We start from the raw sequence: 19,057 nt of genomic DNA, 5'->3' as shown, positions 1-19,057 counted from the left end.
CGGGGTGGGCCCGCGGGCCCGGCGGGATGGAGCGCGGGCGTCGCAGCGCAGGGCGTCGCGGCACCGGACGCCGCAGCGCCGGTCGCGCAACACGGAGAGCCCACCGGGCCGGCGTTCGCGTCAGGCGAAGTCGGGAGTGCCGGTGGGCACCATAAATCGGAACTCTGCCCCGCCGTCGGGGCCCGACTGCACGGAGATGCTGCCGCCGTGGGCCTCGATCAGGCCCTTGACGATGAACAGGCCGAGCCCGGTGCCGCCGCGGCGGCGGGCGTTGCCCCGCCAGAACTGCCGGAACACGCGCGTGACCAGCTCGGGCGGGATGCCCTCTCCCTGGTCGCGGACGGACACGGTCACTCCCCATTCGTTCGGCTCTACGGCTATTGTCACCGTACCCCGTCCGTGGCGCACCGCGTTTTCCATCAGATTGGCCAGAACCTGATCGATCTTGTCCTGATCGAGCCAGGTCTCGGGCAGCTCGCCGCGGACCTGGAGCCGGAAGCGGTCCTCCGGCTCGCCCGCCGCGACCCTCCCGTCGATGATCCGGCGGACCCGGGCCGGGATGTCGACGACCTGCCGGTGGATCTCCAGCCGCCCGGACTCGATGCGCGAGACGTCGAGCAGCTCGGTGATCAGCCGGGTCACCCGGTCGGCGTCGGCGTTGACCGTCTCCAGCATGACGAGCTTCTGGTCGTCGGTGAAGCGGGTCCATTTCGCCAGGAGCGTGGCGGTGAATCCCTTGACGCTGGTCAGCGGGGAGCGCAGCTCGTGGGCGACGGTGGAGACCAGGTCGGCCCTGCTGCGTTCCAGGCGGGCGCGCACGCGGGCGTCGCGCAGGGTGATGACCACGCGGACGACCTCGCCGCCCCGTTCGGGGGCGCGCACCAGCCGGGCCGCGACGAGCATCTCCTGGCCGCTCGGGGTGCGCAGCGGGAGCTCGGGCTGGCGGGTGCGGGCCGGGAGCCCGCCGTAGGGGTCGAGCCACTTCCACCAGTCGCGGCCGTCCTGGTCGCGGAGGGAGAACACGTCGCGCACGTGGCGGCCCTCGGCCTGCTCGCGGGTGACCCCGGTGAGGCGGGTGGCGGCCCGGTTGACGGTCAGCACGTGGCCGTCGCGGTCGGTCACCACGAGGCCGTCCGGAAGGTCGTCCACGTCGATCACACGTGCGGAGTCAGCGCTCCGCCCGCCGGTGTGTCCGTCGTGCACGACCCCGCCTCCTCGACGCTACAAGGCCGACAATAGCGGGTTTCCCGCGTTCTACGGCAGCGTCGGAGCCGGGGTCGTTCAGGCTCCGGCCCGCTGGGATCGGGCAGATGCGTACAGACACACCGCTGCGGCGGTGGCGAGGTTCAGGCTCTCGGCCCGTCCGTAGATCGGCACCCGGACGACGTCGTCGGCGAGTCGCAGGATCTCCTCCGGCAGCCCCCACGCCTCGTTGCCGAACAGCCACGCGGTCGGCCCGGACAGGTCCACGTCGTCCAGCGTGTGCGTGCCCGCGCCGTCGGCGGCCAGCACGCGCAGCCCGGACTCCTTGAGCCGCTGCACGGCCTGCGCGACCGGCGCCCCGATCGCGACCGGGAGGTGGAAGAGGCTGCCGGCGCTGGCGCGCACGCACTTGCCGTTGTAGGGGTCGACCGAGGCGTCGGTGAAGACCACCGCGCCGGCGCCGGCGGCGTCGGCGGAGCGCAGCACCGTCCCGGCGTTGCCGGGGTCGCGGACGTGCGCGAGGACGGCCACCAGGCGGGTGCCGGCGGGGACGGCCCGCTCCAGCGGCACGTGCACGAACCTGCAGACGGCCAGCAGTCCCTGCGGCGTGACCGTCTGGGCGAGCTCGGACATGACCTCGCCGCTGGCCCGGTGGACCGGGACGCCGGCGGACCGCGCCGCGGCGACGATCTCGGGGTGCCGGACCTCGGCCTCGGCGGTGGTGAACAGCTCCGTGACGACGTCGTCCAGGGCCAGCGCCTCGCGGACCGCCTGCGGCCCTTCGGCCAGGAAGGACCGGTCCCGGTCCCGGAAGGCCCGCTTGGTCAGCCGCCGAGCGGCCTTGACCCGCGGCGACCTGGTGTTCGTCAGTTCAGAGCCCGCCATAACCGTCCTTAGAGAAGCCCGAGAATGCGAACGCGGCCCACAGCGTGATCGCTGTGGGCCGCGTGCCGTGCAGAACCGGTGTCCGGCGCGACGCGGTCGCGGCCGTCCGGTGTGCGCCCGGCGTGGCCTCAGTGCGCGACCGGGGCGTTCACGTTGGCCGGCAGCGCCTTCTTGGCGGCCTCGACCAGGGTCGCGAACGTGGCGGCGTCGTTGACCGCGAGGTCGGCGAGGATCTTCCGGTCCACGTGGATCTCCGCGAGGCGCAGACCCTGGATGAGCCGGTTGTAGGTGATGCCGTTCTGGCGGGCAGCAGCGTTGATGCGCTGGATCCAGAGACGGCGGAAGGTGCCCTTGCGGTCCTTGCGGTCGCGGTAGGCGTAGGTCATCGAGTGGAGCATCTGCTCCTTGGCCTTGCGGTACAGACGCGACCGCTGGCCCCGGTAGCCGCTCGCCCGCTCGAGAACGACCCTGCGCTTCTTCTTGGCGTTGATCGCCCGCTTCACGCGTGCCATGTGTATCTATCTCCCCGGGGGTCGTTACTTAGCGAGCAGCTTCTTGATCTTCTTCGAGTCGGCGTCGGAGAGCACGACCTCGGGCTTGAGACGGCGCGTCAGGGTGGACGACTTCCACTCGTTGTAGTGCGCGCGGTTGGCGCGGCGGCGCTTGATCTTGCCGGAGCCGGTGATCCGGAACCGCTTCTTCGCACCACTGTGCGTCTTCATCTTCGGCATCTCAGCCGTCTCTCCCTCGATCGTGCCGATGTCCCGGGCCGGTAACCCGAGTCAAGGGCATGCCTGACTACGAGACCGGACCCGGTCTCGGTTCCCTCTCGCGACTGCCCGTTCAGGCTATGCGAGTCACTCCTGCGGAGCGGACGCCTCGTCGGAGGACGCCTCGGTCCCCGCGGGTTCGTCGTCTCGCCGCGCCTTGGCCGCGGCCTTCTCGGCCTTGGCCTCGGCCTTCTTCTTGTGCGGGCCGATCACCATGATCATGTTTCGGCCGTCCTGCTTGGGCTGGGACTCCACGAAGCCGAGCTCCGTGACGTCCTCCGCCAGCCGCTGCAGGAGCCGGAAACCCAGCTCGGGCCGGGACTGCTCCCGCCCGCGGAACATGATCGTGACCTTGACCTTGTCTCCCGCCTTGAGGAACCGCACCACGTGACCCTTCTTGGTCTCGTAGTCGTGCGGGTCGATCTTCGGCCGGAGCTTGATCTCCTTGATGATCGTGTAAGCCTGGTTGCGACGCGCCTCGCGTGCCTTCATGGCGGACTCGTACTTGAACTTGCCGTAGTCCATGAGCTTGCACACGGGCGGGCGAGCCGTGGCCGCGACCTCCACGAGGTCGAGGTCGGCCTCCTGAGCCAGCTTCAGAGCATCGCCGATGGAGACGATGCCCACCTGTTCGCCGTTCGGGCCGACGAGGCGCACCTCGGGCACACGAATACGGTCGTTGATGCGGGGCTCGGCGCTGATGGGGCCTCCTAGGTTGCGATCCGCTGCCGCCCATCGGGGACGGCTGCCACGTGCTCGATCGTGCCGGGAGGTCGCGCCGGTCGCGCCCCGTGGCCGGGGCGCGGAACGCAAAGTGCCCCGCACGTCGCGCATGCGGGGCCACATGGGCTCACAAGCCTCGAAGCCGTAAGCCCGCCGGTTTCACCCGGCGTGATCCTTACCTGCCGACCTCGCGGCCGGCCAGGTGGGAGGAGAACCTCCGCTTGCGCGTCCGGCAGGCATGCCGGACCGATCGAGTAGCCACGTTACCACAACCACGCGCGAGCTCAGAATCATCCCTTGCCGGTATGCAGATGATCGATATATAAAGATCACATGAGTGAACGATCGATGCAGGAGCCGACGTTCCTGATCCTCACCGCCCTCGCCGCGGGCCCCCAGCACGGGTACGGAGTGATCACCGACGTCGGGGAGATCTCCGGCGACCGGGTGCGGCTCCGCGCGGGCACCCTCTACGCCGCGCTGGACCGCCTCCAGTCCGAGGGGCTCATCGCGACCGACCGCGAGGAGGTCGTCGACGGCCGCGTGCGCCGCTACTACCGGCTGACCGACGAGGGGAGCACCCGCCTGGCCGCCGAGGCCGAGCGCCTGCGCCGGCACGCCGAGGCCGCCGCCACCCGCCTGCGCGCCCGGCCGGCAGGAGGCACGCTGTTCGGCCGCACCCTCCGGGGAGGCTCCGCACCGCACCGCGTCCTGCCGGGAGGGAGCCCGTTCCACCGCGGCCTCGCGGGAGGCGCGGAATGAGCGCGCTCGAAACCCGCTACCGCAGACTCCTGGCGTGGTATCCGCAGGACCACCGCGCCCGCCACGGAGAAGAGATGATCGGGGTGCTCCTGGCCGGAGCGGAGCCCGGGCGGAGCTTCCCCGATCCGCGCGACGCCTTCGACCTCCTCCGCGGCGCGGTCGCCATCCGCGTCCAGCGGCTTGTCGGACCCGCGTCCTCCGCTCACTGGCGCGACGCGCTGAACGCGGCCGCGATCGTCGCCCCGCTCTTCTTCCTCGTCACCGTCACCGGACCCGTCGCCATCACGCTGTTCGTCAGCGGGCCGGCGTCCCTGCGCGACCATCTGGTCAGCCTCGCCCTGGCCTTCCTGCCGAACGGGCTCCTTCTCCTGCTGGCGCTGCGCGGGCCGCGCTGGGCGGCGGTGGCCTGGGCGTGGATCTGGGGCCTCGGCGGCTCCGTCCTGACCTACCACACGCTCCTGGTCCTGATCGGGGAGACCGCCGCCGCCGCGGAGTGGTTCATCCCCTCCGCCATCGTGTCCCAGTCCCTGCCGGGCGTCCTCGCCGCCCTGCTGATGACCTTCGCCTCCCGCCCGGCCGAGGGCGTGAACCTCGTGGGACGCGGCACCCTGCTCCGCTGGACGGCCGTCTCCGCTCTGGCGCTGGCGGCGACGACCATCGTCTGGCACGCGTTCATGGTCGACCTCTTCATCGAGCAGATGACCGCCCCGGCGCTGATCGCCATGGCCTGCGGGGCCGGCTGCCGCACCCCGGTGGGACGGCGCGCCGTCCTGCTCCTGCTCCCGATCGTTCTGGCGGTCCAGGGACAGCAGGCCGTCATGCAGCTCGAACTGCGGGGCTGGCCGCCCCTCCTGCTGGAGGTGCTCCTCATCGCGGTCCTGTTCACCGTGGCCAGGCACGGCTTCAGGCCGTACGGCTCCGGGACGGTCAGCTCGCCCGACCGGCTCGCCTGAGGATCTCGGCCTCCCCCGCCGCGCGCATCGCCTCCACCGGGACGTCGGTCCGGCCGGTCATCAGCTCGACCTGCCGGACCGCCTGGTGCAGCAGCATCGGGAACCCGCCGATCACGGTCCCGCCCGCCCGCCGTACGGCTCCCGCCAGCCGGGTCGGCCAGGGGGCGTAGACCACGTCGAAGACCGCGGGCACCCGGGCGGCCACCGTCTCGGCGAGGTCGTCCGCCGCGCCGGAGGGCAGGGTCGAGACGACGAGGTCGGCGTCCAGGGCCGTGTCGAGCTTGTCGAAGGTCTGCACCTCCAGCGCGATCCCCAGTCGTTCGGCCACCTCGGCGGTCTCCCCCGCCCTGGCCGGGTCGCGCACCACCAGCGTCGCCCCGCCCAGGCCCAGTTCGCGCAGGGCGGCCAGCGTGGAGGCGGCGGTCGCCCCGCCGCCGAGGACCGTCGCGGAGCGGGGCGCGGCCGCCCCGGCCTCGGCCAGGGCCCGGACGATGCCGTACACGTCGGTGTTGTCACCGTGCCGGGCGCCGCCGGAGAAGACCACGGTGTTGGCCCCGCCCACCTCGACGGCGAGGTCGGAGACCGTGTCGAGCAGCGGGAGCACGGCCCGCTTGAGCGGCATGGTCAGCGAGAGCCCGGCCCACCCGGGGCCGAGCCCGCCGAGCAGGGCGGGCAGCCCCGCCTCGTCGCACTCGATCGCCTCGTAGCTCCAGCCGTCCAGGCCCATCGCGCGGTAGGCGGCCCGGTGCAGGTACGGCGAGAGCGAGTGGGCGATGGGCGAGCCGAGGACAGCGGCCCGCGTCACCCGCCGCCCCTGTTCCGCTCGAACTCGGCCTTGATCTTCATGAACTCGGCCTCGGTCTCGACGAACTTGGTGATGCCCCGCTCCAGGTCGGTGGTGACGAACCAGCGCCACTTGCCCTTGGGCGGGTTGAGCGCCGCCTGGATGGCGTGGTCGCCGGGGTTGGAGATCGGGCCGGGCGGCAGCCCGGTCCTGCGGTAGGTGTTGTAGGGCGACTTGCTCTCGACCTCGGCGTTGTTCAGGGCGACGCCGTACCTCTTCAGCCCGTAGAAGGTCGTGCTGTCCATCTCCAGCATCTGGTCCACGGCGAGGCGGTTGTAGATGACCCGGGCGATCTTGCCCATGTCCTCGACGCTGCCGGCCTCGGCCTGGACGATGCTGGCGACCGTCATGATCTCGTGCGGCGTGTACCCGAGCGCCTTCGCCTCCGCCTCCAGCCGGTCCTTCTCCGCGGTCTGGTTGAAGCGGTCGACCATCGCGGTGAGGATGTCGGCGGCCGACATCTTGGGGGTGATGTCGTAGGTCGCCGGGAAGGCGTAGCCCTCCAGGTTGCCCTTGGCGTAGGCGGGCAGCCCCAGGGCGGCGGCGTCCTTCGCCGCCTGCTGGAACTCCTTCTCCGGCTTGCCGGTGGCCTTGGCCAGCACCTTGAACGTGTCGGACAGGCGCAGGCCCTCCTTGAGGGTGACCCGCTCCAGCAGCTGCTTGCTCGGGTCGAGCAGCTCGACTGCGGCGGCGGCCGACATCTGCTTGCGCAGGGTGTAGACGCCCGGCTGGAGGGAGGAGCTCTTGCCCGCGGCGGCGATCGCCTCGACGAACGCGTCGGTGCTCTTCACCACGTCCTGCTCCACCAGGGTCTGCGCGACGTCGGAGGCGGTCTCCCCCTGCTTGATCTCCACCGCGACCTCACCGGTGCCCTGGCCGGTGTAGTCCTCGACGACCATGGCGTCACGCAGCCAGGTGTAGCCGTAGTAGCCGCCCCCGCCGATGCCGCCCAGCAGGACGATCAGCGCGAGCATCGGGGCCAGGAAGCCGCCCTTGTTGCGGCGGCGCTTGCGGCGGCGGCCACGCCTGCCACCGGAGTCGCGTCCTGCGGACGCGCGGGACCGGCGCTTCGACCGACCATCGTCGTTGTCAGCGCCGACCAGGAAGTCCAGATCGAGATCGTTCATAGAGTCGCTGGCCAATCTCCCGGTACGGGCAACCCGGCGTCAAGCGAACCTGCCGAACCATGAAGGTTCGCCGAGCCAAACGTGCCACTGCCCGGGGCGCCGTCCCTCGGCTCCCGGGCGCCTGCCGCCGCACGCGACGGGGTGAGGGGCGTTCCGTCGAACATCACCGCACCCGGGCGGATCTGCTCGGCTTTTCCCGGTATCTCACGAACTCACTCTCTTTGTCAGCGAATTTCGTGATTCTATGCTCCACGACCGTCGGCGCAAACCAGGTCGACCGGTTCCGTATGGCTCGACGCCGGTCAACCGGCCTCCCCTCCCGAACGGCTCCGCGGCGGCTCGACCGGCCGCCCGGGGGGCCTGCCGGTGGCGCGCTCGGCGTCCAGGGCCGCCTGGAGCAGCACCACGGCGGCGGCCTGGTCCACCACGTCGCGCTGGTTCTTCGCCTTCACCCCGCTGGCCCGCAGGCCCTGCTGGGCGGTGACCGTGGTCAGCCTCTCGTCGAACAGCCGCACCGGAACCGGATCCAGCCGGGCGGCGAGCCGTACCGCGAACTCGCGGGCGAGCCCCGCCGCCTGCCCCTCCCGGCCCGACAGCGAGGTCGGCAGGCCGACCACGACCTCGACGGCCTCGTACTCGGCCGCGAGCCCGGCCAGCCGGTCCAGGTCGCCCCTGCCGCGCCGTACGGTCTCCACCGGTGTGGCCAGCAGCCCCGAGGGGTCGCTGCGGGCCACGCCCACGCGGACCGAGCCGACGTCGACGCCGAGGCGTGTGCCGTTCCTCATCGATCGCCTTCCAGCATGAGGACCCCGGCCCTCAGGCCGGGGTCCCTGATTCCGCTCCCACCATCTCGGCTCCCGCCGTCCGGGCTCTCACCGCCCGGCTCTCACCGCATCGGCCCGGCCCGTGAACCGGTCCGGCCCACGGCGCCGCCCTCCGCCGGACCGCGGGTCAGGCCAGGGTCTGCGCGATCGCCTGCTCGACGGCGCCGAGGGCGTCGCCGATCGCCTCGGGACGGGTCCCGCCACCCTGCGCCACGTCGTCCTTGCCGCCGCCGCCGCCGCCGAGGGCCTTGGCGGCGACGCCGACCAGGCGGCCCGCCTTCAGGCCGCGCTCGCGCCCGGCGTCGTTGACCGTCGCGACGACGACCGGCCGGTCCGACTGGACTCCGGCGACGACCACGACCGCGGCGCGGTCGGACGGGAACCTGCCGCGCACGTCCAGGGCGAGCTTGCGCAGGTCGTCGGCGGAGGTGCCGTCGGGGGCGCGGTGCGTCACGACGGAGACCCCGCCGGTGTCGCGGGCCCTGCCGGCCAGCTCGCCGGCGACGGCGAGCACCTGGGCCGAGCGGAGCCGCTCCAGCTCCTTCTCCGCGGTGCGCAGCCGGGTGACGATGCCCTCGACGCGCTCGGGCAGCTCCTCGCGGCGCGCCTTGAGCTGCTCGGAGAGCTGGGCGACGAGCACGCTCTCGCGGGCCAGGAAGCGGAAGGCGTCCAGGCCGACCAGGGCCTCCACCCGGCGCACACCGGCGCCGATCGAGGACTCGCCCAGCACCTTGACCAGGCCGAGCTGGCCGGAGTTGGAGACGTGGGTGCCGCCGCAGAGCTCGCGGGAGTAGTCGCCGACCTCGACGATTCGCACGACGTCGCCGTACTTCTCGCCGAACAGGGCCAGCGCGCCCATCGCCCGGGCCTCGGCCTGGGAGGTGTGGAAGGCGTTGACCTGCAGGTCGTTGATGAGGACGGCGTTGACCTCGTCCTCGACGTCGCGCAGCACGCTGGGCGGGACGGCCCCTGCGGCGGTGAAGTCGAAGCGGAAGCGGCCGGGCGAGTTCTCCGAGCCGGCCTGGGCCGCCGTCTCCCCCAGCGCGTTGCGGAATCCGCGGTGCACCAGGTGGGTGGCGGTGTGGCTGCGGGAGATGGCGCGGCGGCGCTCGACGTCGATCAGGGCCTCGGCGGAGTCGCCCACCCGGACCTCGCCGGTGCGGACCTTGCCGCGGTGCACGACGACGCCCGCCACCGGGGACTGCACGTCCGTGATCTCGACCTCGGCCCCGGCGGTGCGGATGAGGCCCTGGTCGGCGAGCTGGCCGCCGCCCTCGGCGTAGAAGGGCGTACGGCCCAGCACGACCTCGACCGTGCTGCCGGCGCCCGCGGCGGGGACCGTGGCCCCGTCGACGAGCAGGCCGATCACCTCGGACTCGGCGGTCACCTGGTCGTAACCGAGGAACTCGACCTTGCCGGCCTTCTCCAGGATCTGCCCGAAGACCGAGATGTCGGCGTTGCCGGTCTTCTTGGCGGCGGCGTCGGCCTTGGCGCGGTCGCGCTGCTCCTTCATCAGCCGGCGGAAGCCCTCCTCGTCGACCTGCAGGCCCTGCTCGGAGGCCATCTCCAGGGTCAGGTCGATCGGGAAGCCGTAGGTGTCGTGGAGCTGGAAGGCCTGCCCGGCGGGCAGCACGCTCTGGCCCTTGCGCTTGGTCTCCTCCACCGCCACGTCGAAGATCGCGGTTCCGGTGCGCAGGGTGCCCAGGAACAGGCGCTCCTCGGCGTCGATGACGCCGTGGATCTGCGGGGCGTCGGCCTTGAGCTCGGGGTAGAGCTCGCCCATCACGTTGATCGCGACCTCGGTCAGCTCGTGCATGTAGCGCTCCTCGCCGGAGCCGAGCAGGCGCAGGTTGCGGATCGAGCGGCGCAGGATGCGGCGGAGCACGTAGCCGCGGCCCTCGTTGCCGGGCAGCACGCCGTCGGCGACCAGCATGGTGCCGCTGCGGACGTGGTCGGCGACCACGCGCAGGCTGACGTCGGAGCGGGCGTCGCGGCCGTACCGGGTCCGGGTGAGCTCGGCGGCCCGGTCGAGGATCTTGTAGGTGGTGTCGATCTCGTAGATGTTGTCGACGCCCTGCAGGATCGCGGCCATGCGCTCCAGGCCCATGCCGGTGTCCACGCTCTTGGCGGGCAGCTCGCCGGTGACGTCGAAGTCGACCTTGCTGCGGACCGTGCCGAGCTGGAACTGCATGAAGACGTTGTTCCAGACCTCGAGATAGCGGTTCTCGTCGGCGACGGGCCCGCCCTCGCGGCCGTACTCGGGGCCGCGGTCGTAGTAGATCTCGGTGCACGGCCCGCCCGGCCCCGGCACGCCCATGTGCCAGTAGTTGTCGGCCAGGCCGCGGCGCTGGATGCGCTCCGCCGGCACGCCGGCCTTGGTGTGCCAGATCTCGGCGGCCTCGTCGTCGTCGTGGTAGACGGTGACCCAGAGCCGCTCCTCCGGGAAGCCGAAGCCGCCGTCGGCCTCGGACCTGGTCAGCAGCTCCCAGGCGAACGGGATCGCCTGCTCCTTGAAGTAGTCGCCGAAGGAGAAGTTGCCGAGCATCTGGAAGAACGTGGCGTGCCGGGTGGTCTTGCCGACCTCGTCGATGTCGGGGGTCCGCACGCACTTCTGGACGCTGGCGGCCCGCTGGTAGGGAGGCGTGCGCTGGCCCAGGAAGTAGGGCTTGAAGGGGACCATGCCCGCGGGGACCAGAAGCAGTGTCGGGTCCTCGGCGATCAGGCTGGCCGAGGGCACGACGGTGTGCCCACGCTCCTCGAAGAAGCGCAGGAAGCGGCGGGCGATCTCTGCCGACTCCATGTCAGCGGCCATCCTTTACGTCGTAGTGATAGGTGTTTTCCGCGGTGGTCTCTTCCACGGTGCCGAGCCCGAGCCGGGCCCGCAACTCGGTTTCCCGCCGGGCCGCGCCGTCCAGCGCGTCCTCGGCGAAGATCCGGGCCTGCTCCAGCACGCCGGAGGCGCCCCGCACGGCGCGCCGGGCCACATGGTCGGGGCGCAGGGCCTGGAGCCTGCGCATGGCCCACACGGCGCCGAACGCGCCCAGGGCCATGTAGAACAGCCGCCGGATCACCGCCGACGCCTCTCCAGCGCGCGGGGCGACCGGCCGCGCCCGCGGGCGCTCATGGCCTGCCGGATGCCGTGGCCGAGCGCCGCGACCTTGATGATCGGGCCGGTGACCAGCGTCTGGGTGGCGTCGCTGACCTTGGCCACGTGCCCGCTGACCTGCTTGACGTCGCGGATGACGGCCTCGACCTCGACGAGCTGCCGGTTGGCCTCGCCGACGGTGAGCGCGACCTCCTCCAGCAGCGGCACCACCCGGCCGTTCAGCTCGGAGACCGCCCTGGTGGCCTCGGCGAGCAGCCTGGCCAGCTTGAGCAGGACCACGACCAGAAAGCAGACCAGGACCACACAGGCCACGGCCGCGATCAGCCCGGCGACCTCTCCCGCGGTAAGCATGCGCCGATCTCCCTACGTCACCCGGAATGGCAAGACCCTATCGCGTCCCGCCCTCTTCCCCGGGCACGCCGCGGAGGAACCTCCGGATCCTGGACCACCGGTCGGCGTAGCCCGCCTCGGCGCCGTGCCGGGTGGGCCGGTAGTAGCGGCGGTCGCGGAGCGCCTCGGGGATGTAGTCCTGGCGCACCAGGCCGTGCTCGAAGTCGTGGGGGTACTTGTAGCCCCGGCCGTGGCCGAGCTTCTTCGCCCCCGCGTAGTGGGCGTCGCGCAGGTGGCCGGGGACCTGGCCGATGTCGCCGCGCCGCACGTCCTCCGCGGCCTCGCCGATGGCGGTGATCACCGCGTTGGACTTGGGGGCCAGCGCGCAGTGGATGACCGCCTGGGCGAGGTTGAGCCGCCCCTCGGGCAGTCCGATCATCTCCACCGCCTGGGCGGCGGCCACCGCGACCTGCAGGCAGGTCGGGTCGGCCATGCCGACGTCCTCGGAGGCGAAGATCATGATCCGGCGGGCGATGAACCGCGGGTCCTCGCCCGCCTCGATCATCCGGGCCAGGTAGTGCAGCGCAGCGTCGGCGTCGGAGCCGCGCATGCTCTTGATGAAGCCGCTGATCACGTCGTAGTGCTGGTCGCCCTGGCGGTCGTAGCGCACGGCCGCCTTGTCCACCGCCCGCTCCACCACCTCGACGGTGATCTCGCCGTCGGCGATCAGCGCGGCGGCCTCCAGGTAGGTGAGCGAGCGGCGGGCGTCCCCGCCGGCCAGCCGGACGAGGTGGCCGACCGCCTCCGGCGCCAGCCGTACCGAGCCGTCCAGGCCGCGCGGGTCGGCGGCGGCGCGCTCCAGCACCGCCCGGACGTCGTCGTCGGACAGGGGCTCCAGGGTCAGCAGCAGGGAGCGCGAGAGCAGCGGCGAGATGACGGAGAAGAACGGGTTCTCCGTGGTCGCGCCGATGAAGGTGACCCAGCGGTTCTCCACCGCGGGCAGCAGGGCGTCCTGCTGGGCCTTGTTGAAGCGGTGCACCTCGTCCACGAACAGCACGGTCTGCCGGCCGGACATGCCCAGTTCGCGACGGGCCTGCTCGATGGCCGCGCGCACCTCCTTGACGCCCGCCGAGACCGCGGAGACCTCCACGAAGCGGCGCTTGGTGACGCCCGCCACGACGTAGGCCAGGGTGGTCTTGCCGGTCCCCGGCGGTCCCCACAGGAACAGCGACATCGGCGCCTCGGCCTCGACGAGGCGGCGCAGCGGCGTTCCCGGGCCCAGCAGATGGCGCTGGCCGATCACCTCGTCCAGGCCGCGCGGGCGCATCCGCACCGCGAGGGGCTCCTGGCCGCGGTGCGCCTCCTCGGCCGCCGAGTCGAACAGGCTCTCCACAGCCCCGACAGTACAGCCACCGGCGGAGGGCCGGTCCTCCCCGCGGGCGGAGGCGGGGTCCCGCCCCGCGGGCCGGGCGGGACCGTGCCCGCGGGGCGTCCTCAGCCGCCCCAGACGGCCGTGGCGCCGCTGTGCCCGGCCCGGACCACGTAGTAGACCGCCACGGCGGCCAGGAGGACCGTGAGGGCCGTCACGGCCAGCTCCACCGGCCGGCCGGGGCGTTCGGAGCGGGAGACGTGGACGGTCGCCAGCGAGGCCAGGCCCAGGCCGGCCACCGACAGCGTCAGCGGCGTGCCGAACGCCGCGTGCTCGGCGATGCGCTCGCCGAGCGTCCCCGAGGCGGAGGAGAAGCGGCCCTCCATGAGCGCGACGCCGCTCTGCCTGGCCGCCAGGGTGGCGACGGGGGTGACCACCGCGAGGCCGAGGACGGCCCACCGCAGGGCGGCGCGCGTGCGCGGAGCCAGCGCGTAGACCGCCGCCAGCACCGCCAGCAGCGGTGTCAGGACCACGGCGGCGTGGATGATCAGGGGGTGGGCGGGAAGGCCCAGGATCTCTTCGAACATGGTGCGGCTCCGGTGGTACGCGGCTCGTCATCGCCAGGGGGCATCTCATCACGCGGCCTCTCTGAAACGCGTAAAGAGACGGGGTATCTCCCCCGTAACCTCATACGAGGGATTTCGTCACTTACATCCAGCACACCGCAGGGCCGGTACGCTTTCGCCGAGTTGATAGTCATGGAACGGCAATCCTGGAGGACATAGCGGTGAGCGGCGAAGACCGCCAGAGCCAGCTGGCGCGGGAGCACAAGGAGCGGCAGGCCCAGCGTGCCGAGCAGGCCAGGAAGGCGAAGCGGAACACCTTCATCGGAGCCGGTGCCGCGGTGGCCGTGGTGGCCGGCGGCGTGGTCGCCGCCACGGTCCTGCTCGGCGGAGGCGGCGACAGCACGAACACCGCGGTCGCGTCGCCGGCGCCCTCGCAGAGCGCCACCCCCCAGCCGAGCGTCAGCGCCGGGGTGGCCGACCCGGCCTCCGTCACCTGCGACTACCGCGCCGACACCAGCGGCAGCCCGGCCAAGAAGGTGGGCTACCCGCCGAAGAAGCCGAACCTGAAGCCGAAGACCATGACGATCACCACCAACCACGGCGACATCGTGATCGACCTGGCGACCCAGGCGGCCCCCTGCACTGTCAACTCCCTGGCCTTCCTGGCCAAGAAGAACTTCTACGACAACACCAAGTGCCACCGCCTGGCCACCCCGGAGAACTCGGGGCTGGGCCTGCTGCAGTGCGGCGACCCGCAGGCCAAGGCCGACGGCAAGAACCCCACCGACGGCCAGGGCAGCTCGGGCTACGTCTTCAACGACGAGAACCTGGGCGGCATGCCGTACACCAAGGGCACGGTGGCGCTGGCGCAGGCGGGCGACGCCAGCAACCAGAACGGCAGCCAGTTCTGGATCTCGCTCTCGGACGAGACCGCCCAGCTGCAGCCGGCCTACACGCCCTTCGGCACCGTCTCCAAGGGCATGGAGATCCTCGAGAAGGTCTTCGCCGGCGGGTGGATCACCAACCCCGACGACATCACCGGCGACGGCGGCTCCAACGCCCCCAAGATCCCGGTCCTCATCAAGGACGTCACCGTCTCCTGACGCGGTCCCGTGCGAACGCCCCGGCGGTGCTCCGCCGGGGCGTTCGCCGTTCCCCGCCTTACGCGGCGGGGCAAGATCGGACATGCTGGGGGCGGAAGGACACGTGATCATCTCACCGGAGGGCATCCATGTCCGAACGCACCGCAGCGAACCCGGAGGGCACCGGGAACACGGGGAACCCGGAGCGGCTTCCACTCGAATTCCTCTTCAGCCCGGAGTTCACCCGCGACCCGTACGCCGAGTACGGCAGGCTGCGCGAGAAAGGCCCGGTCCACCCGATCGACTTCCCGCCGGGGGTGTCGTCGTTCCTGGTCATCGACCACGAGCACGGCCGCGCGGCGCTGAGCGACCCCCGGCTGGCCAAGAACCTGCGCAACGGGCCCGACCTCTTCCGGGAACTGGCCGGCGGCAATCCCGCGCTCGCCGAGAACCTGCTCTCCACCGACCCGCCGGACCACACCCGGCTGCGCCGCCTGGTCTCCAGGGCCTTCACCGCACGCCGGGTCGAGAGCCTGCGCCCCCGGATCCAGGAGATCACCGACCGGCTGATCGACACGATGGCCGCCCGGGGGCGGGCCGACCTCCTCGACGACTTCGCCTTCCCGCTGCCGATCACCGTGATCTGCGAGCTGCTGGGCGTACCCGCCGGGGACCGCGACGACTTCCGCGTCTGGTCGGCCACCCTCGTCACCCCCTCACTCGACGAGGAGTCCGTCAAGCGGCGCGACGCGGTGAACACCGCCATCCGCGCCTACTTCTCCGGGCTCATCGCCGAGCGCCGGGCCGAGCCCAGGGACGACATGGTCAGCGCGCTGGTCACCGCCAGCGACGAGGACGAGCTGCTGAGCGAGCCGGAGCTGATCGCCATGCTCACGCTGCTGCTCATCGCCGGGCACGAGACCACGGTCAACCTCATCGGCAACGGCATGCTGGCCCTGCTGACCCACCCCGGCCAGCTCCGCCTCCTGCAGGAGGAGCCCGAGCTGATCCCGGGGGCGGTCGAGGAGTTCCTGCGCTACGACGGGCCGGTGGAGCGGGCCACCCTCCGCTTCGCCACCGAGGACCTCCGGATCGCGGGCGTCCGCATCCCCGAGGGCAGCATGGTCCAGGTCTCGCTCGGCGCGGCCGGGCGCGACCCCGGAGCGTTCGACGACCCCGACGCCCTGGACGTCACCCGGGACGGCGGCCACCACCTGGCCTTCGGCCACGGCGTCCACTTCTGCCTGGGCGCCCCGCTGGCCCGGCTGGAGGCCCGGATCGCCTTCGGGACGCTGCTGCGCCGGTTGCCGGACATCGCGCTCGACTGCGCTCCGGAGCAGCTCGAATGGCGCGGGAGCGCCTCGATCGTCCGCGGTCTGCAGGCGCTGCCGGTCCGCTTCTGAGAAGCCGTACGGCGGGCGCCTCGCCGGGCGCCCGCCGTACGGGCCGGAGGAAAGGGGGGATCAGGATGCCGCGGGCCTGGCCGCGCCGGTCTCCTTCGGCCCCGTCTCCTTCGGCTGGGCGTCCACGCCCGCCTCCTTGCGCTGCTCGCCCGTGATCGGGGTGGGCGCGCCGGTCAGCGGGTCGAAGCCGGAGGCCGTCTTCGGGAAGGCGATGACGTCGCGGATCGAGTCGCCGCCCGCCAGCAGCATGCAGATGCGGTCCCAGCCGTAGGCGATGCCGCCGTGCGGCGGCGGGCCGTACTTGAACGCCTCCAGCAGGAAGCCGAACTTGCTCTCGGCCTCCTCCTTGGAGATGCCGAGCACCTCGAAGACGCGCTGCTGCATCTCGGCGCGGTGGATCCGGATCGAGCCGCCGCCGATCTCCATGCCGTTGCAGACCATGTCGTAGGCGTAGGCCAGGGCCTCGCCCGGCTTGTCCTGGAAGGTGTCGGCCCACTCGGGCTTGGGGCCGGTGAACGGGTGGTGCACCGCGGTCCAGCCGGTCTGCCGGCCGACGTCGTCGAGCACCGGCTCGAACATGGGGGCGTCGACGACCCAGAGGAAGTTCCACGCCGACTCGTCGATGAGGCCGCAGCGGCGGCCGATCTCCAGGCGTGCCGCGCCGAGCAGGTCGCGGGAGGCGTGGACCGCGCCGGCCGCGAAGAAGATCGCGTCACCCGGGTTCGCGCCCGCCTTGGCGGCCAGGCCGGCGGTCTCGGTCTCGGAGAGGTTCTTGGCGACCGGGCCGCCGAGCGTGCCGTCCTCGCCGACCAGCACGTAGGCCAGGCCGCGGGCGCCGCGCGACTTCGCCCACTCCTGCCAGCCGTCCAGCTCCTTGCGGGTCTGGGAGGCGCCCCCGGGCATGACCACGGCGCCGACGTAGGGCGCCTGGAAGACGCGGAAGGTGGTCTCGGCGAAGAACCCGGTCATCTCGACCAGCTCGCAGCCGAAGCGCAGGTCCGGCTTGTCGGAGCCGTAGCGGGACATGGCGTCGGCGTAGGTCATCCGGGGCAGCGGCGTCGGCAGGTCGTAGCCGATCGTCTCCTTCCAGATGCGGCCGACCAGCGCCTCGCCGAGGGCGATGACGTCGTCCTGGTCGACGAAGGACATCTCCACGTCGATCTGGGTGAACTCCGGCTGCCGGTCGGCGCGCAGGTCCTCGTCGCGGTAGCACTTGGCGAGCTGGTAGTAGCGCTCCAGGCCGGCGACCTGCAGCAGTTGCTTGAACAGCTGCGGCGACTGGGGCAGGGCGTACCAGCTGCCGGGCTGGAGGCGGACCGGGACCAGGAAGTCGCGGGCGCCCTCGGGGGTGGAGCGGGTGAGCGTCGGGGTCTCGACGTAGACGAACCCGTGCTCCTTCATCACCTCGTGGGCCAGGTAGGTGGCCTGGGAGCGGATCCGCACGGCCTGGGCGACCTGCTGGCGGCGGATGTCGAGGTAGCGGTACTTCAGCCGGGCCTCCTCCGAGACACCGGCGTTGCCCTCGATCGGGAACGGCAGCGGGGCCGACTCGCTGAGCACCTCGACCTCGGAGGCGACGACCTCGATCTCACCGGTGGGCAGATCGGGGTTCTCGTTGCCCTCCGGGCGGACCCGCACCTCCCCGACGACCTTGACGCAGTACTCGGCGCGCAGGCCGTGCGCGTCGTCCTCCTCGCGGAAGACCACCTGCGCGGAGCCGGAGGCGTCGCGCAGGTCGATGAAGACCACGCCACCGTGGTCGCGGCGGCGCGCCACCCATCCGGCCAGCGTTACCTGCTCACCCGCGTGCTCCTTGCGGAGCGAACCGGCGGTGTGCGTGCGGATCACGAAAACTTCCCCTTCAGAATGTCGGCGACCTCGGCCAGCGGCACCTCGGTCTGCTCTGCGGTGGTCAGGTCCTTCAGCTGTACGGCCCGCGCCGCCAGGTCACGCTCGCCCAGGATCAGCGCGTAGCGGGCCCCGGAGCGGTCGGCGCCCTTCATCGCGCCCTTGACGCCCTTGCCGCCGAAGGACATGTCGGCGGCGATCCCCGCCCGGCGCAGCTCGGTGACGAGCAGGAACATGCGGCGGCGTGCCTCTTCTCCCAGCGGCACACCGTACACCTGGACACGTTCCCCGCCCGCGTCCTCCTCGAACAGCCCCTCGGCCTCCATGGCCAGGACCGTCCGGTCGACGCCGAGCGCCCAGCCGACGCTCGGCAGCGCCGGGCCGCCGATCATCTCGCTCAGCCCGTCGTAGCGGCCGCCGCCGCCGACCGCGGACTGCGAGCCCAGGCCGTCGTGGACGAACTCGAACGTGGTGCGCGTGTAGTAGTCGAGACCGCGGACCAGGCGGGGGTCGTCGGTGAAGGCGGCGCCGGAGGCGGTCAGCAGCGTGCGGACCTCCTCGTGGTAGGCCTTGCAGGCCCCGCACAGGTGGTCGACGACCAGCGGCGCGCCGGCGAGCTGGACCTGCACCTCGGGCCGCTTGTCGTCCAGCACCCGCAGCGGGTTGATCTCGATCCGCGCCCGGGTGGGCTCGTCGAGGTCGAGGGCGCGCAGGAACTCCTGCAGCGCCGCCCGGTAGCCGGGGCGGCACTCCTTGCAGCCCAGCGTGTTGAGCAGCAGCCGGACTCCGGTGAGCCCGAGCGCGGCGTAGCCGTCGGCGGCCAGCAGGATCAGCTCGGCGTCCAGCGCCGGGTCCTCCGCGCCGAGGGCCTCGGCGCCGACCTGCCAGAAGTGGCGGTAGCGGCCCTTCTGGGCGCGCTCGTAACGGAACTGGCTCCCGGAGTACCAGAGTTTGACGGGGAGCTGGCCGTTGTGCAGGCCGTGCTGGAGGACGGCTCGCACGACCGAAGCGGTGCCCTCGGGGCGGAGCGTGATGGAGCGTCCGCCCTTGTCGGTGAAGGTGTACATCTCCTTGGAGACGACGTCGGTCGACTCTCCGACGCCGCGCACGAACAGCGCGGTGTCCTCGAAGGTCGGCGTCTCGATGTAGCCGTACCCCGCGCGGCGGGCGGGGGCCGCCAGCGCCTCGCGCACGGCGAGGGCCCGCTCGGAGCGCGGTGGGATCCAGTCGAAGGTGCCCTTGGGCGCCTGGAAGCTCATGTG

19 protein-coding genes are annotated in these 19,057 nt (G+C 72.1%); 4 read left to right on the top strand and 15 right to left on the bottom strand.

Features of this window, described 5'->3' with window-relative positions; translation table 11 throughout:
- Positions 1 to 120: 120 nt before the first annotated feature.
- The 5 genes from FHS22_RS28985 to infC form a co-directional block, all read right to left on the bottom strand.
- The gene (locus FHS22_RS28985) at positions 121 to 1,203 is read right to left on the bottom strand and encodes a sensor histidine kinase (protein WP_184946816.1); all 1,083 of its coding nucleotides are present in this window, start codon (positions 1,201 to 1,203) and stop codon (positions 121 to 123) included.
- Between the two features lie 78 nt (positions 1,204 to 1,281).
- A complete protein-coding gene (locus FHS22_RS28980; RefSeq protein WP_184946814.1) occupies positions 1,282 to 2,088 on the bottom strand; it encodes a TrmH family RNA methyltransferase in 807 nt (268 codons plus the stop codon).
- Between the two features lie 128 nt (positions 2,089 to 2,216).
- On the bottom strand, positions 2,217 to 2,600 hold the full coding sequence (rplT, locus tag FHS22_RS28975) for a 50S ribosomal protein L20 (protein WP_184946813.1): 384 nt from the start codon (positions 2,598 to 2,600) through the stop codon (positions 2,217 to 2,219).
- 24 nt (positions 2,601 to 2,624) lie between these two features.
- Positions 2,625 to 2,819, bottom strand: a complete 195-nt coding sequence (rpmI, locus tag FHS22_RS28970) for a 50S ribosomal protein L35 (RefSeq protein WP_184946812.1) — start codon at positions 2,817 to 2,819, stop codon at positions 2,625 to 2,627.
- 126 nt (positions 2,820 to 2,945) lie between these two features.
- Positions 2,946 to 3,524, bottom strand: coding sequence for a translation initiation factor IF-3 (infC, locus tag FHS22_RS28965; RefSeq protein WP_425567366.1), 579 nt, complete (start codon positions 3,522 to 3,524; stop codon positions 2,946 to 2,948).
- Positions 3,525 to 3,914: 390 nt separating this feature from the next.
- Here infC and FHS22_RS28960 point away from each other — a divergent pair, with 390 nt between their 5' ends.
- Both FHS22_RS28960 and FHS22_RS28955 read left to right on the top strand, forming a co-directional pair.
- Positions 3,915 to 4,343, top strand: a complete 429-nt coding sequence (locus FHS22_RS28960; protein WP_260408389.1) for a PadR family transcriptional regulator — start codon at positions 3,915 to 3,917, stop codon at positions 4,341 to 4,343.
- Complete coding sequence (locus FHS22_RS28955; protein ID WP_184946811.1) at positions 4,340 to 5,296, top strand: hypothetical protein; 957 nt, start codon at positions 4,340 to 4,342, stop codon at positions 5,294 to 5,296. Before FHS22_RS28960 ends, FHS22_RS28955 begins: the two co-directional genes overlap by 4 nt.
- Here FHS22_RS28955 and FHS22_RS28950 read toward each other — a convergent pair.
- From FHS22_RS28950 to FHS22_RS28915, 8 genes are all read right to left on the bottom strand, one after another.
- A complete protein-coding gene (locus FHS22_RS28950; RefSeq protein ID WP_184946810.1) occupies positions 5,271 to 6,101 on the bottom strand; it encodes a shikimate dehydrogenase in 831 nt (276 codons plus the stop codon). The genes FHS22_RS28955 and FHS22_RS28950 overlap by 26 nt on opposite strands.
- Entirely contained in the window at positions 6,098 to 7,267 is a 1,170-nt protein-coding gene (gene mltG / locus FHS22_RS28945; protein ID WP_184946809.1) for an endolytic transglycosylase MltG, read from the bottom strand. The genes FHS22_RS28950 and mltG overlap by 4 nt, the downstream gene beginning before the upstream one ends.
- Positions 7,268 to 7,569: 302 nt before the next feature.
- Positions 7,570 to 8,052, bottom strand: a complete 483-nt coding sequence (ruvX, locus tag FHS22_RS28940) for a Holliday junction resolvase RuvX (RefSeq protein ID WP_184946808.1) — start codon at positions 8,050 to 8,052, stop codon at positions 7,570 to 7,572.
- A 166-nt stretch (positions 8,053 to 8,218) separates the two neighbouring features.
- Positions 8,219 to 10,891: an alanine--tRNA ligase gene (gene alaS, locus FHS22_RS28935; protein WP_184946807.1), complete on the bottom strand. Its 2,673-nt coding sequence runs from the start codon at positions 10,889 to 10,891 to the stop codon at positions 8,219 to 8,221.
- A 1-nt stretch (position 10,892) separates the two neighbouring features.
- A complete protein-coding gene (locus FHS22_RS28930) occupies positions 10,893 to 11,162 on the bottom strand; it encodes a hypothetical protein (protein ID WP_184946805.1) in 270 nt (89 codons plus the stop codon).
- Positions 11,159 to 11,548, bottom strand: a complete 390-nt coding sequence (locus FHS22_RS28925; RefSeq protein WP_184946803.1) for a DUF948 domain-containing protein — start codon at positions 11,546 to 11,548, stop codon at positions 11,159 to 11,161. The genes FHS22_RS28930 and FHS22_RS28925 overlap by 4 nt, the downstream gene beginning before the upstream one ends.
- A gap of 37 nt (positions 11,549 to 11,585) precedes the next feature.
- Positions 11,586 to 12,920, bottom strand: coding sequence for a replication-associated recombination protein A (locus FHS22_RS28920; RefSeq protein ID WP_184946801.1), 1,335 nt, complete (start codon positions 12,918 to 12,920; stop codon positions 11,586 to 11,588).
- 101 nt (positions 12,921 to 13,021) lie between these two features.
- Entirely contained in the window at positions 13,022 to 13,483 is a 462-nt protein-coding gene (locus FHS22_RS28915; protein WP_184946800.1) for a DUF2231 domain-containing protein, read from the bottom strand.
- 200 nt (positions 13,484 to 13,683) lie between these two features.
- Between FHS22_RS28915 and FHS22_RS28910 the strand changes: the two genes are divergently transcribed.
- Positions 13,684 to 14,565 (top strand): peptidylprolyl isomerase, encoded by an 882-nt coding sequence (locus tag FHS22_RS28910; RefSeq protein WP_184946798.1) that lies wholly within the window; start codon positions 13,684 to 13,686, stop codon positions 14,563 to 14,565.
- 128 nt (positions 14,566 to 14,693) lie between these two features.
- Entirely contained in the window at positions 14,694 to 15,947 is a 1,254-nt protein-coding gene (locus FHS22_RS28905) for a cytochrome P450 family protein (RefSeq protein WP_184946796.1), read from the top strand.
- A 60-nt stretch (positions 15,948 to 16,007) separates the two neighbouring features.
- On the opposite strand, the gene aspS is transcribed toward FHS22_RS28905, so the two are convergent.
- Positions 16,008 to 17,795: an aspartate--tRNA ligase gene (aspS, locus tag FHS22_RS28900; RefSeq protein ID WP_184946794.1), complete on the bottom strand. Its 1,788-nt coding sequence runs from the start codon at positions 17,793 to 17,795 to the stop codon at positions 16,008 to 16,010.
- Positions 17,792 to 19,054, bottom strand: coding sequence for a histidine--tRNA ligase (gene hisS, locus FHS22_RS28895; protein WP_184946792.1), 1,263 nt, complete (start codon positions 19,052 to 19,054; stop codon positions 17,792 to 17,794). Before hisS ends, aspS begins: the two co-directional genes overlap by 4 nt.
- Positions 19,055 to 19,057: the final 3 nt, after the last annotated feature.

The sequence above is a fragment of the Thiemannella venezuelensis genome, from assembly GCF_014203605.1.
In the GTDB taxonomy this organism is placed as follows: Bacteria; Actinomycetota; Actinomycetes; order Streptosporangiales; family Streptosporangiaceae; genus Planomonospora_A; species Planomonospora_A venezuelensis.
This window is presented reverse-complemented; position numbering and strand designations above follow the sequence as displayed.

Coding starts and splice junctions, on each gene's coding strand:
- FHS22_RS28980 (WP_184946814.1), bottom strand. CDS start 2,088: ATGGCGGGCTCTGAACTGACGAACACCAGGTCGCCGCGGGTCAAGGCC.
- rplT (WP_184946813.1), bottom strand. CDS start 2,600: ATGGCACGCGTGAAGCGGGCGATCAACGCCAAGAAGAAGCGCAGGGTC.
- rpmI (WP_184946812.1), bottom strand. CDS start 2,819: ATGCCGAAGATGAAGACGCACAGTGGTGCGAAGAAGCGGTTCCGGATC.
- FHS22_RS28960 (WP_260408389.1), top strand. CDS start 3,915: ATGAGTGAACGATCGATGCAGGAGCCGACGTTCCTGATCCTCACCGCC.
- FHS22_RS28955 (WP_184946811.1), top strand. CDS start 4,340: ATGAGCGCGCTCGAAACCCGCTACCGCAGACTCCTGGCGTGGTATCCG.
- mltG (WP_184946809.1), bottom strand. CDS start 7,267: ATGAACGATCTCGATCTGGACTTCCTGGTCGGCGCTGACAACGACGAT.
- ruvX (WP_184946808.1), bottom strand. CDS start 8,052: ATGAGGAACGGCACACGCCTCGGCGTCGACGTCGGCTCGGTCCGCGTG.
- alaS (WP_184946807.1), bottom strand. CDS start 10,891: ATGGAGTCGGCAGAGATCGCCCGCCGCTTCCTGCGCTTCTTCGAGGAG.
- FHS22_RS28925 (WP_184946803.1), bottom strand. CDS start 11,548: ATGCTTACCGCGGGAGAGGTCGCCGGGCTGATCGCGGCCGTGGCCTGT.
- FHS22_RS28915 (WP_184946800.1), bottom strand. CDS start 13,483: ATGTTCGAAGAGATCCTGGGCCTTCCCGCCCACCCCCTGATCATCCAC.
- FHS22_RS28905 (WP_184946796.1), top strand. CDS start 14,694: ATGTCCGAACGCACCGCAGCGAACCCGGAGGGCACCGGGAACACGGGG.
- hisS (WP_184946792.1), bottom strand. CDS start 19,054: ATGAGCTTCCAGGCGCCCAAGGGCACCTTCGACTGGATCCCACCGCGC.